The 13706-nt window shown below is 73.0% G+C and carries 13 protein-coding genes; 11 read left to right on the forward strand and 2 right to left on the reverse strand.

Translation table 11 applies throughout. The annotated features are described in order from the left end of the window. The first annotated feature begins 24 nt into the window (after positions 1 to 24). Positions 25 to 1155 carry a tRNA 2-thiouridine(34) synthase MnmA gene (gene mnmA, locus ACH4OA_RS21205; RefSeq protein ID WP_397942988.1) on the forward strand — a complete coding sequence of 377 codons (1131 nt, stop codon included), beginning with the start codon at positions 25 to 27 and terminating at the stop codon, positions 1153 to 1155. Between the two features lie 46 nt (positions 1156 to 1201). Here mnmA and ACH4OA_RS21210 read toward each other — a convergent pair whose 3' ends face one another. Then, the gene (locus tag ACH4OA_RS21210; RefSeq protein WP_397970167.1) at positions 1202 to 1984 is read right to left on the reverse strand and encodes an alpha/beta fold hydrolase; all 783 of its coding nucleotides are present in this window, start codon (positions 1982 to 1984) and stop codon (positions 1202 to 1204) included. 38 nt (positions 1985 to 2022) lie between these two features. Next, the gene (locus tag ACH4OA_RS21215; RefSeq protein ID WP_365881744.1) at positions 2023 to 2346 is read right to left on the reverse strand and encodes a DUF427 domain-containing protein; all 324 of its coding nucleotides are present in this window, start codon (positions 2344 to 2346) and stop codon (positions 2023 to 2025) included. A gap of 64 nt (positions 2347 to 2410) precedes the next feature. Here ACH4OA_RS21215 and ACH4OA_RS21220 point away from each other — a divergent pair, with 64 nt between their 5' ends. The 10 genes from ACH4OA_RS21220 to gatB all read left to right on the forward strand — a co-directional run bounded on the left by ACH4OA_RS21220 (position 2411) and on the right by gatB (position 13697). Then, on the forward strand, positions 2411 to 2950 hold the full coding sequence (locus ACH4OA_RS21220; protein WP_365881742.1) for a TIGR00730 family Rossman fold protein: 540 nt from the start codon (positions 2411 to 2413) through the stop codon (positions 2948 to 2950). Positions 2951 to 2966: 16 nt separating this feature from the next. Further along, positions 2967 to 3656, forward strand: coding sequence for an SDR family oxidoreductase (locus ACH4OA_RS21225; protein ID WP_397942992.1), 690 nt, complete (start codon positions 2967 to 2969; stop codon positions 3654 to 3656). Between the two features lie 30 nt (positions 3657 to 3686). Next, a complete protein-coding gene (locus ACH4OA_RS21230) occupies positions 3687 to 4694 on the forward strand; it encodes a methionine synthase (RefSeq protein ID WP_397970169.1) in 1008 nt (335 codons plus the stop codon). 15 nt (positions 4695 to 4709) lie between these two features. Continuing rightward, positions 4710 to 6905 (forward strand): NAD-dependent DNA ligase LigA, encoded by a 2196-nt coding sequence (ligA, locus tag ACH4OA_RS21235; RefSeq protein ID WP_397970171.1) that lies wholly within the window; start codon positions 4710 to 4712, stop codon positions 6903 to 6905. Positions 6906 to 7164: 259 nt separating this feature from the next. Beyond that, entirely contained in the window at positions 7165 to 9402 is a 2238-nt protein-coding gene (locus tag ACH4OA_RS21240; RefSeq protein ID WP_397942996.1) for a putative bifunctional diguanylate cyclase/phosphodiesterase, read from the forward strand. 140 nt (positions 9403 to 9542) lie between these two features. Further along, complete coding sequence (locus ACH4OA_RS21245) at positions 9543 to 10037, forward strand: cupin domain-containing protein (protein ID WP_397970173.1); 495 nt, start codon at positions 9543 to 9545, stop codon at positions 10035 to 10037. A 94-nt stretch (positions 10038 to 10131) separates the two neighbouring features. After that, positions 10132 to 10428, forward strand: coding sequence for an Asp-tRNA(Asn)/Glu-tRNA(Gln) amidotransferase subunit GatC (gatC, locus tag ACH4OA_RS21250; RefSeq protein ID WP_006130840.1), 297 nt, complete (start codon positions 10132 to 10134; stop codon positions 10426 to 10428). 5 nt (positions 10429 to 10433) lie between these two features. Then, entirely contained in the window at positions 10434 to 11930 is a 1497-nt protein-coding gene (gene gatA, locus ACH4OA_RS21255; RefSeq protein WP_365941844.1) for an Asp-tRNA(Asn)/Glu-tRNA(Gln) amidotransferase subunit GatA, read from the forward strand. Continuing rightward, positions 11927 to 12166 (forward strand): hypothetical protein, encoded by a 240-nt coding sequence (locus tag ACH4OA_RS21260; RefSeq protein WP_365883766.1) that lies wholly within the window; start codon positions 11927 to 11929, stop codon positions 12164 to 12166. The genes gatA and ACH4OA_RS21260 overlap by 4 nt, the downstream gene beginning before the upstream one ends. Before the next feature lie 16 nt (positions 12167 to 12182). Next, complete coding sequence (gatB, locus tag ACH4OA_RS21265) at positions 12183 to 13697, forward strand: Asp-tRNA(Asn)/Glu-tRNA(Gln) amidotransferase subunit GatB (RefSeq protein WP_365883765.1); 1515 nt, start codon at positions 12183 to 12185, stop codon at positions 13695 to 13697. Positions 13698 to 13706 lie beyond the last annotated feature (9 nt).

The raw sequence follows: 13706 nt of genomic DNA on the forward strand, positions 1-13706 counted from the left end.
GCGCCCCCGTACCCTGGAAGGGTTATGACTGACACCCCGCAGCGCACCCGCCCCCTCCGCGTCCTCGCCGCCATGTCCGGCGGGGTCGACTCCGCCGTCGCCGCCGCGCGCGCCGCGGAAGCAGGCCACGACGTGACCGGCGTCCACCTCGCGCTCTCCGCGAACCCGCAGTCCTTCCGCACCGGCGCGCGGGGCTGTTGCACCATCGAGGACTCGCGCGACGCCCGCCGCGCGGCCGACGTCATCGGCATCCCGTTCTACGTCTGGGACCTCGCCGACCGCTTCCGCGAGGACGTCGTCGAGGACTTCGTCGCCGAGTACGAGGCCGGCCGCACCCCGAACCCGTGCCTGCGCTGCAACGAGAAGATCAAGTTCGCCGCGCTGCTGGACAAGGCGCTGGCCCTCGGCTTCGACGCCGTCTGCACCGGCCACTACGCCCAGGTGATCGTGCGCGAGGACGGCTCCCGCGAGCTGCACCGCGCCTCCGACCTGGCCAAGGACCAGTCGTACGTCCTCGGGGTGCTGGACGACCGGCAGCTCGCGCACGCGATGTTCCCGCTCGGCGACACGGTCACCACCAAGGAGGAGATCCGCGCGGAGGCCGCACGCCGGGGCCTGGCCGTGGCCAGGAAGCCCGACTCGCACGACATCTGCTTCATCGCCGACGGCGACACCCAGGGCTTCCTGGCCAAGCGGCTCGGCAAGGCCGAGGGCGACATCGTGGACGAGTCCGGCGCCAGGCTGGGCACGCACGAGGGCGCGTACGGCTTCACCATCGGCCAGCGCAAGGGCCTCAGGATCGGCACCCCGGCCCCGGACGGCAAGCCGCGCTACGTCCTGGACATCTCCCCGGTCACCAACACGGTCACCGTCGGCCCGGCCGACGCCCTGGACGTCACCGCCCTCACCGCGGTCAAGCCCCGCTGGTGCGGCGCCGCCCCCGCCGGCCCCGGCGCCTACACCGCCCAGCTGCGCGCCCACGGCGACGAGACCCCGGTCACCGCCGAACTGACCGGCGGCGAGCTGCGCGTGACCTTCGCCGCACCGGTCCGCGGCGTCGCCCCCGGCCAGGCGATCGTGCTCTACGACGGCACGCGCGTGGTGGGCTCGGCGACGATCGCGTCCACCACGCGCGCGACGGCCGCGGCGGTCTGAGCCGCCCGGTCCGCCACCCCGCGGGCGGTCTGAGCCGCCCGGTCCGCTACCCCGTGAAGAACTCCGCCAGCACCGGCCCCAGCACGTCAGGCTCCACCATGTGGGTCTGGCCCGGCAGGACGCGGTAGGTGCCCCGCGGTGCGGCCCGGGCGATCGCCTGGCCCGCCCGGTGCATCCACTCCGGGCTCGCGCCGCCCGCGACCGCGAGCACGGGCACCGGGATCGCGGCGACCCGGTCCGCGGGCAGCAGCCCGTCGCCCATGACCGCGTCGTCGTGCGCGAGGCTCGGCGCGAGGGCCTCCATGCCGGGCCACATGGGGGACTGGCGGGCGCCCTGGATCACCTCCTCGCCGAGGCCCGTCAGGCGCAGGAACAGCTCCACCGCGTCCCCGCGCCGGCCCTCGGCGAGCGCCGCGCCCAGCCGCTCCTTGTAGGCGGCCTCCCGGGCGGCGCCGTCCGCCAGGTGGTCGGCGTACGGCACCTCGTACACCGCCGCCCGGGACACCGGCAGTCCGCCCGCCGCCGCGCGCAGCACGAGCGCGCCGCCCGAGGAGACCCCGAACAGCGCCGCCTCGCCGCCCACCGCGCCGGTCAGCGCGGCCAGGTCCTCGATCTCGCGGTCCACCGCGTACGGCCCGCCGGCGCCGCTCTCGCCGCGGCCCCGGCGGTCGTAGACGACGGCCGTGCAGTGGTCCGCGAGCCGCTGGGCCAGGGGCAGCAGGGTGCCGCCGGTGGACATCGCACCGCTGACCAGGATCACCGTGGGCCCCTGGCCGGTCACGTGGTACGCGAGGGAGATGCCGTCGCGCGAAGTCGTCTTCTTGTCCATGCCCGTGCAGACTGCCGTACGGCACGGGGCTCATCCGGTCATGACACGTCGGTGTCGTAGAAGCAGTAGTGGTCCTTGATCTCCGCGACCTCCGGCTTGGGGTCGGGGTACGCCCAGACGAGGTCGGCCGCCTCCGGCAGCGACCAGTAGGACGCCGTGCCCTTGAAGGGGCACACGGTGTGCGTTCCGGACGGGGTCAGCAGATCCAGGCGTACGTCCTCGGCGGGGATGTAGTACCGCACCGGACAGCCCGTCTCGCGCAGCTCCAGGGGGCGGTCGGATTCCGCGAGCACCTGGCCGTCGCGCACCACGCGCACGTGCCGCTCGCTTCGCTGGACGGTGATCGTGTGTCCTTGGCTCATACCGGTTCAGCACCGCACGGGCCGCGCTTCTTCCCGCCCGCGCGGACACCGTACGGTAGGGGCCATGAACATCTGCGTCTTCCTGTCCGCCGCCGACCTCGACGAGCGCTACACGCGTCCCGCGCGCGAGTTCGCGGAGCTGATCGGCAAGGCCGGCCACACCCTGGTCTGGGGCGGCTCCGACGTCGGCCTGATGAAGGTGGTCGCCGACGGCGTGCAGGAGGCGGGCGGCCGGCTGCTGGGCGTCTCCGTGGAGTTCCTGGCGAACAAGGCGCGGCCCGGCGCCGACGAGATGATCGTCGCGGCCGACCTCGCCGAACGCAAGAGGCTGCTGCTGGAGAAGGCCGACGCCGTGGTGATCATGGTGGGCGGCACCGGCACGCTGGACGAGGCCACCGAGATCCTGGAGCTGAAGAAGCACGGCCGCACCGAGAAGCCGGTCGTGCTGCTGAACACGGCGGGCTTCTACGACGGGCTGCGCGAGCAGTTCCGCCGGATGGAGGCCGAGGGCTTCCTGCCCCGCCCGCTGGCCGAGCTGGTGTTCTTCGCGGACGAGCCGGTCCGCGCCCTGGCCTACCTGGAGGAGCAGTCCGCCGGCCGGTGATGCGAGCATGGGCGGCATGGCTACTCATGTGATCACCGGGGCCGGATCCGGCATCGGCGCGGCCGTGGCCCGCCGGCTGCACGCGCGCGGGGACGACCTCGTCCTGCACGTGCGCGACGCGGGCCGCGCCAAGGAACTGGCGGCCGAGTTCCCCGGCGCCCGCACCCTGGCCGGCGACCTCGCCGACCCGGACAAGCTGTCCTGGGCGCTGTCCCACCAGACGCTCCCGGACCGGGTGGACTCCCTGCTGCACATCGCCGGGGTCGCCGACCTCGGCGGGGTCGGCGACCTCACCCCGAAGTCCTGGCGCCACCAGCTCAACGTCAACCTGGTCGCGCCCGCCGAGCTGACCCGGCTGCTGCTGCCGCAGCTGCGGGCCGCCCACGGCCAGGTGGTCTTCGTCAACTCCGGCGCCGGGCTCAGCGCGTCCGCCGGCTGGTCGGCGTACGCCGCCTCCAAGCACGGTCTGAAGGCCCTCGCCGACTCCCTGCGCCAGGAGGAGCACGCCCACGGCGTCCGCGTCACCTCCGTCTACCCCGGCCGCACCGCCAGCCCCATGCAGGCCAAGGTGCACCAGCAGGAGGGCAAGGAGTACGACCCGGCGAAGTGGATCGACCCCGAGTCCGTCGCCACGACGATCCTGATGGCCCTGGACCTGCCCAGGGACGCGGAGGTCAACGACCTGACGGTGCGCCCGGGGCGCTGACCCGGCCGCCGGGTTCCGTAGGCTGCCCTGGTGAGCGAAAACAGCCAGTTCAGGTTTCCGGGAGCCACCGGTGTCGGCTCCCTGCCCGGCACGGACGCGCGGGAGGCCGCCAAGACCGCCATGGGCAGCTTCGGGGACTTCCCCTTCCTGCCCGAACTCCCCGCGCGCGGGCCCGGCGCCGACATGACCGGCCGCACCGCCGGGATGCTGGTCGAGCTGTACGCGCGCGTGGAGCCCAGCGGCTGGCGGCTCGGCGACCGGCCGGGCCGGGACACCCGGCGGGCCAGGTCCTGGCTGGTGCAGGACCTGGACGCCCTGGAGGAGTTCACCCACGGCTACGAGGGCGACCTGAAGGTGCAGACCGTCGGCCCCTGGACGCTGGCCGCCGCCCTGGAGCTGCGCAACGGCGAGGCCGTCCTGTCGGACCCCGGCGCCTGCCGGGACCTCGCCGCCTCGCTCGCCGAGGGGCTGCGGGCGCACCTGGCCGAGGTGGGGCGGCGCGTCCCGGGCGCCCGGCTCGTCCTCCAGCTCGACGAGCCCTCCCTCACCGCCGTGCTGCGCGGACAGGTCCGCACGGCGAGCGGCTACCGGACCCACCGGGCGCCGGACCGGCAGGTCGTGGAGGCGGCCCTGCGCGAGGTCTTCGGCGCGCACGCCGGCGGGCCCGTGGTCGTCCACTCCTGCGCGCCGGACGTGCCGTTCGCGCTGCTGCGGCGGTCCGGCGCGGCGGCCGTCTCCTTCGACTTCGCGCTGCTCACCGAGCGTGACGACGACGTGATCGGCGAGGCCGTCGAGGGCGGTACGCGGCTGTTCGCCGGTGTCGTGCCGGGCACGGACGGCCCGTTGTCAGACCCTGCCGGTAGCGTCATGGGTGTCAGGACGCTGTGGCGCAGGCTGGGGCTGTCTCCGGGGTTGCTCGCGGAGGCGGTCACGGTGACTCCGGCGTGCGGTCTGGCGGGGGCCTCTCCCGCCTACGCGCGCCAGGCGCTGGACCACTGCGTCCGGGCGGCGAGATCCCTCGCGGACAACCCAGAGTAACGGGAGGACGACACGGTGGCCGGCGACAAGCAGGCGGAGACGACGGCGGTGCCCGCCGAGGCCCGTGAGCAGCACGCGCAGCTGGCGGAGCAGATCGAGGAGCACCGCTTCCGGTACTACGTGAAGGACGCTCCGGTCGTCAGCGACGCGGAGTTCGACCGGCTCCTGAAGTCCCTGGAGGCCCTGGAGGAGCACTATCCGCAGCTGCGCACGCCGAACTCGCCCACCCAGAAGGTGGCGGGGGCGTACGAGACGGAGTTCACGGCGGTCGAGCACCGCCAGCGGATGCTCTCGCTCGACAACACCTTCAACGACGACGAGCTGGCCGCCTGGGCGGACCGCGTCGCCAGGGAGCTGGGCGAGCAGGCGTACCACTTCCTGTGCGAGCTGAAGGTGGACGGCCTCGCGGTCAACCTCACGTACGAGAAGGGCCGGCTCACCCGCGCGGCCACCCGCGGCGACGGCCGCACCGGCGAGGACATCACCCCGAACGTGCGCACCATCGCGGAGATCCCGGACCGCCTCGACGGCGACAAGGTGCCCGACCTGGTGGAGATCCGCGGCGAGGTGTACTTCCCGATGGAGAAGTTCCTCGAACTGAACGAACGTCTGGTCGCGGCCGGCGACAAGCCGTTCGCCAACCCGCGCAACGCCGCCGCCGGTTCGCTGCGCCAGAAGGACCCGCGGGTCACCGCCACCCGCCCGCTGCACATGGTCGTCCACGGCATCGGCGCCCTGGAGGGCTACACGGGCATGACCCGGCTCTCCCAGGCGTACGACCTGCTGAAGACCTGGGGCCTGCCCACCTCCCCGCACAACCGCGTGGTCGACGACCTGGACGGCGTACGGCGGTTCATCGCGTACTACGGCGAGAACCGTCACTCCGTGGCGCACGAGATCGACGGCGTCGTGGTCAAGCTGGACGAGATCCGCCTCCAGGGCCGGCTCGGCTCCACCGCGCGGGCGCCCCGCTGGGCGATCGCCTACAAGTACGCGCCGGAGGAGGTCAACACCAAGCTGCTCGACGTCAAGGTGGGCGTCGGCCGCACCGGCCGGGTCACGCCGTACGCCCAGGTCGAGCCGGTCACCGTCGCGGGCAGCGAGGTGGAGTTCGCCACCCTGCACAACCAGGAGGTCGTCCGGGCCAAGGGCGTCCTCATCGGCGACACCGTCGTGCTGCGCAAGGCCGGTGACGTCATCCCGGAGATCCTCGGTCCGGTGGTGGACCTGCGGGACGGCGGCGAGCGGGAGTTCGTGATGCCCGGCGAGTGCCCCGAGTGCGGGACGCCGCTGCGGCCCATGAAGGAGGGCGACATCGACCTCCGCTGCCCCAACGCCCGGACCTGCCCGGCCCAGTTGCGCGAGCGGGTCGCGTATCTGGCGGGCCGCGAGTGCCTGGACATCGAGCACTTCGGCGCGGTGGCCGCCGCCGCGCTGACCCGGCCGCTGGAGCCGGCCGACCCGCCGCTGGTGGACGAGGGCGACCTGTTCGACCTGACGGTGGAGAAGCTGCTGCCCATCAAGGCGTACGTCCTCGACCCGGACAGCGGTCTGCCCAAGCGGGACCCGAAGACCGGTGAGGAGAAGGTCGTCACGGTCTTCGCCAACCAGAAGGGCGAGCCGAAGAAGAACACCCTCGCCCTGCTGGCGAACATCGAGGCGGCCAAGTCCCGGCCGCTGGCCCGCTTCCTCAACGGGCTGTCCATCCGCCATGTGGGACCGGTGGCCGCGCAGGCCCTCGCCCGCGAGTTCCGCTCCGTCGACCGGATCGAACAGGCGACCGAGGAGGAGCTGGCGGCCACCGACGGCGTCGGCCCGATCATCGCCGCCGCGCTCAAGGAGTGGTTCGCCGAGGACTGGCACCGCGAGATCGTCCGCAAGTGGAAGGCCGCCGGGGTCCCGCTGGAGGACGAGTCTCCCGGCGAGGACGAGGGGCCGCGTCCGCTGGAAGGGCTCACCGTCGTCGTCACCGGCACCCTGGAGCACTTCACCCGGGACGGCGCCAAGGAGGCCCTGCAGACCCGCGGCGCGAAAGTGACCGGTTCCGTGTCCAAGAAGACCTCGTTCGTCGTGGTGGGTGACAACCCCGGATCGAAATACGACAAGGCCATGCAGCTGAAGGTTCCCGTTCTGAACGAGGAGGGTTTCGGGGTCCTGTTGGAGCAGGGACCGGAAGCGGCGACGGAAGTCGCGCTTCCGACCGGGGAGTAGCGGTTGAAGGCCACCCGATCGGCGCATATCAGTTGCATACGGGTGGCCCGGGCGCATTCGGGCAACCGTCGGAGACCGCTGCCCGTGGAAGCCTTCCGCGGCCTACTGTTGAGGTGTGCGCCTGCCGTGCCCAGCTACGGCTGGGGCATCTCCGTGCCCTCACGAGGCCCGGGGAGGGTTTCTTCGACGCGGAGCTGCTGATGGTTGTCGGGCATCGGGCCGCGTGGCGTGGGCACCGCCGGCTGTGAGAGGGACGGGAATGAAACCGACCGAGAGCGCCGCCCCGGACACATGGCTGCGTCTGCGCCGCCGCGCGGGCGCCCGGCGCGCGAACCGGTGGACCGTACGGGCCGACGGCCGTACGGGCGTGCGGATCCGCCTCGCCGGACCGGGCGCCGCCACCGAGCCGCCCGCCGCTCCGCCACCGTCCGCCGGCCCCGCCCTGACCGGCACCGGCACCGAAGCGCACCCGTCCTGGCCGGCACTGCCCGCGGCCGTCGTCGCCGCCGCGGGCCTCGTCCTGGCCGCCGGTTTCTACCGCGCCTACACCGGCCACCACGCCCTGTTCCCGAGCGGCACGGTCGGCTGGGCGCTCGCCCTGCTCACCGGCGTCATCGTCGGCCACCTCGTCATGCTGGGCCGCGCCCGCTGGTCGGGCGGCACCGGCTCGGGCGCCGCCCTCACCCTCGCCGTCCTGCTGCTGTACGGCTGGGTGCCCGCCGGCCTGGTCAGCCTCACCGTCGTCGTGCTGGTCGGCATCGCCCGCCGGCACCGCTGGCGGCAGGGCGTGCTGCACGGCGCGGTGGACGTCCTCGGCATCGGCGTCGGCGCCCTGCTGCTCGGCGCGTGCGGCCCGGTGCCCACCGTCGAGGAGCCCTGGCGGCCCGCCGGCTGGAGCGTCACCACGGTCCCCGAGGTCGTCCTGGCCGCGGTCGCCTACCTGGCCGTCAGCCGCGGCCTGCTGTGGTACCTGCACGCGCCGCGCGGGCGCGGCGCCCTGCCCACGGTCACCCGCACCGCCCTGGTCAGGCAGGGCCTGGTGGCCGTCGCGCTGCTCGGCATCGCGCCGCTGCTGTGCGTCGTCGCCGACGCCCGGCCGGTACTGCTGCCGCTCTTCGCCATCCCGCTGATCGCCCTGGACTCCACGCTGTGGATGGCGCGCGCCCGTGCCGAGGAGCAGTTGCGCGACCCGCTGACCGGGCTGCCCAACCGGCAGTGGCTGCTGGAGCGCATCTGGACCGCCCTGGACGACGCCGACCGCATCGGCGCGCGCGCCGCGCTCATGCTGATCGACCTCGACCGCTTCCGGTCGGTGAACGACACGCTCGGGCATCTGGCCGGCGACCGGCTGCTGCTCCAGATCGCCGACCGGCTCCGGCTCGCCCTGCCGCGCGGCGCCGAGGCCGCCCGGCTCGGCGGTGACGAGTTCGCCGTCTTACTCCCCGTCGCCGACTCCACCACGTCGGCCACCCGCGTCGCCCGCGGCCTCGTCACCGTCCTCAGCTCCCCGCTCGACCTGGACGGGCTCACCCTCGTCCTGGAGGCCAGCGCCGGCGTCGCCGTCTTCCCCGACCACGCGCTCGACGCCGAGGGCCTGCTGCGCCGCGCCGACGTCGCGATGTACCAGGCGAAACGCGACCGCACGGGCGTCGAGGTGTACGAGTCCAAGCGCGACTCCAACACCCCCGACCGCCTCGGCCTGCTGGGCGACCTGCGCCGCGCGCTGGACGCGCAGGAGGTCGAGCTGCACTACCAGCCCAAGGTCCGCTTCGACGGGCAGGTCGCCGGCCTGGAGGCGCTGGTCCGCTGGGTGCACCCGGAGCGCGGCAAGGTGCCGCCGGACGAGTTCATCGCGATAGCCGAGTCCTCCGGCCTGATGCCCCACCTCACCGAGTACGTGCTGGAGACCGCGCTCGGCCAGGTCGCCCGGTGGCGCGCGCAGGGCCTCAGGGTCCCGGTCGCCGTGAACGTCTCCCCGCGCGACGTCCACACGCCCGGCTTCGCCGGCTCCGTCGCCGCCCGGCTGGCCCGGCACGGCGTCCCGGCCGGGGCGCTCCAGCTGGAGATCACCGAACACGTGCTGCTGGAGGACCCGCAGCGGGCCGCCGACACCCTCGCCGGGCTCACCGCCCACGGCGTGAAGATGTCCCTGGACGACTTCGGCACCGGGTACTCCTCCCTGGTGCACCTGCGGCGGCTGCCGGTCAGCGAGCTGAAGATCGACCGCTCGTTCGTGGCCCGGCTCGCCGTCGACACCGAGGACGCCGAGATCGTGCGCTGCACGGTGGACCTCGCCCACTCGCTGGGCCTGCTGGTCGTCGCCGAGGGCGTGGAGGACGACGAGACCTGGGAGCGGCTGCGCGACCTCGGGTGCGACGCGGTGCAGGGCTGGCTGGTCGCCGCGGCGATGCCGCCTCAGGAGGCGACCGCGTGGCTGCTGGCGCGCGGCTCCCGCGGCTGGCAGCGCCCGCCCGCCGCGCTCCCGGCCGCCGACTAGCCGCCCGGCCCACGCGGACCACCGGCCCGCGTGATCCACTGGCCCGCGTGGCTCACCGGACCACCGGCCCGCGCGGACCACCGGTTCCACCAGCTGCGATGGGGGCCCCGAGCCCCGCGAGCTCCACGGAAAGAAGCGCCATGTCCCTGTTCGTGCCCAGGTTCGACGACACCGTGCTGGTCCGGGACGCCGGGGCCGAGGTCGTCGGCGACGCCCCCGTCGCCGTACGGCTGCTGGCCGACAGCAGCGCCGCCGGCGGCGCGCTGTCCACGGTGCGGGTCACGCTCGCCGGGGGCGCCGACGGCGCCCGCCCGCATGTCCACCACCGCTCGGCGGAGATGTTCTACCTGCTCGACGGCGAGGCCGAGGTGCTGTCCGGCGACGACGTCGTCACCGCCGCGCGCGGCGACCTGATCATCGTCCCGCCGGACCGCCCGCACGCCTTCGCCGCCGCTCCCGGCAGCACCGCCGACCTGCTCGTCGTCATCGCCCCGGGCGTCGAGCGCTTCGATTACTTCCGCCACCTCCAGCGCGTCCGCCTGGGCGAGGCCACCCGGGAGAGCCTGCTGGAGGTCCAGGAGCTGTACGACAATCACTTCCTGAAGAGCGAGTCGTGGGACGGCCGGCACCGCTGAGGTCCGCCCCCGCGGCAAACCGTTTCACGGGCACGGGCCCCGGCCCCATAGGATTGAGCCCAAACCACACACTCTCACCCCAGAGGATCGCTGCATGCCTGGCATCACGCGCGAGGAGGTCGCCCACCTCGCCCGGCTGGCGCGTCTGGAGCTGAAGCCCGAAGAACTCGACCACTTCGCCGGCCAGCTGGACGACATCATCGGCGCGGTAGCCCGCGTCAGCGAGGTCGCCGACCAAGACGTACCGCCGACCTCGCACCCGCTCCCGCTGACGAACGTCATGCGGGCGGACGAGGTCCGTCCCTCGCTCACCCCCGAGCAGGCGCTCTCCGGCGCCCCCGCCCAGGAGCAGCAGCGTTTCAAGGTGCCGCAGATCCTGGGGGAGGAGTGACCATCATGACGGACACCATCATCAAGCTCACGGCCGCGCAGACCGCCGAGAAGATCGCCTCCGGCGAGCTGACGGCCGTCGAGGTCACCGAGGCCCACCTCGCCCGCATCGAGGCCGTGGACGAGAAGGTCCACGCCTTCCTGCACGTCGACCGCGAGGGCGCCCTCGCCCAGGCCCGTGCCGTGGACGAGAAGCGGGCGCGCGGCGAGAAGCTGGGCCCGCTGGCCGGCGTCCCGCTCGCGCTGAAGGACATCTTCACCACCGAGGGCGTGCCCACGACCGTCGGCTCGAAGATCCTCGAAGGCTGGATCCCGCCGTACGACGCGACGGTCACGCGGAAGCTCAAGGCCGCCGACGTCGTCATCCTCGGCAAGACCAACATGGACGAGTTCGCCATGGGCTCCTCCACCGAGAACAGCGCCTACGGCCCGACCGGCAACCCCTGGGACCTCACCAGGATCCCCGGCGGTTCCGGCGGCGGTTCCTCCGCGGCGCTCGCCGCCTACGAGGCCCCGCTCGCCATCGGCACCGACACCGGCGGCTCCATCCGCCAGCCGGCCGCCGTCACCGGCACGGTCGGCGTGAAGCCGACGTACGGCGCGGTGTCCCGGTACGGCATGGTCGCCTTCTCCTCCTCCCTCGACCAGGGCGGCCCCTGCGCCCGTACGGTCCTGGACGCGGCCCTGCTGCACGAGGTGATCGCCGGCCACGACCCGCTGGACTCCACGTCCATCGACGCCCCGGTCCCGCCGGTCGTCGAGGCCGCCCGCAACGGCTCGGTCGAGGGCATGCGCGTCGGCGTCGTCAAGCAGTTCCGCGGCGAGGGCTACCAGGCCGGCGTCATCCAGCGCTTCGACGAGTCGGTGGCGCTGCTGAAGGAGCTGGGCGCCGAGATCGTCGAGCTGGACTGCCCGTCCTTCGACCTCGCCCTGTCGGCGTACTACCTGATCGCGCCGTCCGAGTGCTCCTCCAACCTCGCCCGCTTCGACGGCCTGCGCTACGGCCGGCGGACCGGCGACGACGGCAGCCACTCGGCCGAGGAGGTCACCTCCCTGACCCGCGAGGCCGGCTTCGGCCCCGAGGTCAAGCGCCGCATCATGCTCGGCACGTACGCCCTGTCGAGCGGGTACTACGACGCGTACTACGGCTCCGCGCAGAAGGTCCGCACGCTGATCAAGCAGGACTTCGACCGGGCCTTCGAGCAGGTCGACGTGATCGTCTCCCCGACGACCCCGACCACCGCCTTCCCGATCGGCGAGCGCGCCGACGACCCGATGGCGATGTACCTCGCGGACCTGTGCACCATCCCGACCAACCTGGCGGGCAACGCGGCCATGTCCCTGCCCTGCGGCCTCGCGCCGGAGGACAACCTCCCGGTGGGCCTCCAGATCATCGCCCCGGTGATGAAGGACGAGCGCCTCTACCGGGTGGGGGCCGCCGTCGAGGCCGCCTTCGTGGAAAAGTGGGGTCACCCGCTGCTGGAGGAGGCTCCGTCGCTGTGAGCAAGCTGTCGAAGGCCAAGGACTTCAAGAAGTCGAAGTCCGGTACGTACCTGTCCATGGCCACCACTGCCTTCGGCGCCGTGAGCGTCGTCAAGCAGATCAAGAAGGCCCGCCTGGAGAACGACACGCTGCGGCTGATCGACGCCACCGTGTCCGCCGCCGCCATCGTCACCGGCCTCGCCATCCTCTACCGCGAGCTGAAGCGGCTGGGCGACGACGACGTCCTGCTGGGCTGAGAGGGAAGTTTTCACCGTGACCACCACGACCGACCTGGTGTCGTACGAGGACGCCCTGGCGGCGTACGACCCCGTCATGGGCCTTGAGGTCCATGTCGAACTCGGCACCGCGACCAAGATGTTCTGCGGCTGTTCGACCTCGCTCGGCGCCGACCCGAACACCCAGACCTGCCCGGTCTGCCTCGGCCTGCCCGGCGCGCTCCCGGTCGTCAACGCGACCGGCGTCGAGTCCGCGATCAAGATCGGCCTCGCGCTGAACTGCGAGATCGCCGAGTGGTGCCGCTTCGCCCGGAAGAACTACTTCTATCCGGACATGCCGAAGAACTTCCAGACCTCCCAGTACGACGAGCCGATCGCCTTCGACGGCTACCTCGACGTGCAGCTGGAGGACGGCGAGACCTTCCGCGTGGAGATCGAGCGCGCCCACATGGAGGAGGACACCGGCAAGTCGACGCACGTCGGCGGCGCCACGGGCCGTATCCACGGCGCGTCCCACTCCCTGCTGGACTACAACCGCGCCGGCATCCCGCTGATCGAGATCGTCACCAAGCCGATCGTGGGCGCCGGCGAGCGCGCCCCCGAGGTGGCGAAGGCGTACGTCCGCGAGCTGCGCGAGGTCATCCGGGCCCTCGGCGTCTCCGAGGCCCGCATGGAGATGGGCCAGATGCGCTGCGACGTCAACCTCTCGCTGATGCCCAAGGGCAGCGAGAAGTTCGGCACCCGGAGCGAGACGAAGAACGTCAACTCGCTGCGTTCGGTGGAGCGGGCGGCCCGCTACGAGATCATGCGCCACGCGGCCGTGCTCTCCTCCGGCGGCACGATCATCCAGGAGACCCGCCACTTCCACGAGGACACCGGGTCCACGACCTCGGGCCGCGTGAAGGAGGAGGCCGAGGACTACCGGTACTTCCCGGAGCCCGACCTGGTGCCGGTCGCGCCCTCGCGCGAGTGGGTCGAGGAGATCCGCGCGGCCCTGCCCGAGCCGCCGCTGGCCCGCCGTACCCGGCTGCTGGCCGACTGGGGCATCTCGGCCACGGACATGCAGGCCATCCTCAACGCCGGCGCGCTGGACCCGATCGTCGCCACGATCGACGCCGGCGCCGACGCGGCCTCCGCCCGCAAGTGGTGGATGGGCGAGCTGGCGCGCAGCGCCAACGAGTCCGGCAAGGCCCTGGACGAGCTGGCGATCACCCCGCAGCAGGTGGCCCGGGTCACCGAGCTGGTCGCCAAGGGCGACCTGAACGACAAGCTGGCCCGCCAGGTCATCGAGGGCGTCCTCGCGGGCGAGGGCACCCCGGACGAGGTGGTCGACAAGCGCGGCCTGAAGGTCGTCTCCGACGAGGGCGCGCTGACCGCCGCCGTCGAGGAGGCCATCGCCGGCAACCCGGCCATCGCGGACAAGATCCGCGGCGGCAAGGTGGCCGCGGCCGGCGCCCTGGTCGGCGCGGTCATGAAGGCCACCCGCGGCCAGGCCGACGCGGCCCGCGTCAAGGAGCTGATCCTCGCCCAACTGGGCGTCGACGAAGGCTGACGAGTCAAG

This window comes from Streptomyces sp. NPDC017095 (assembly GCF_044332325.1).
Classification (GTDB): Bacteria; Actinomycetota; Actinomycetes; order Streptomycetales; family Streptomycetaceae; genus Streptomyces.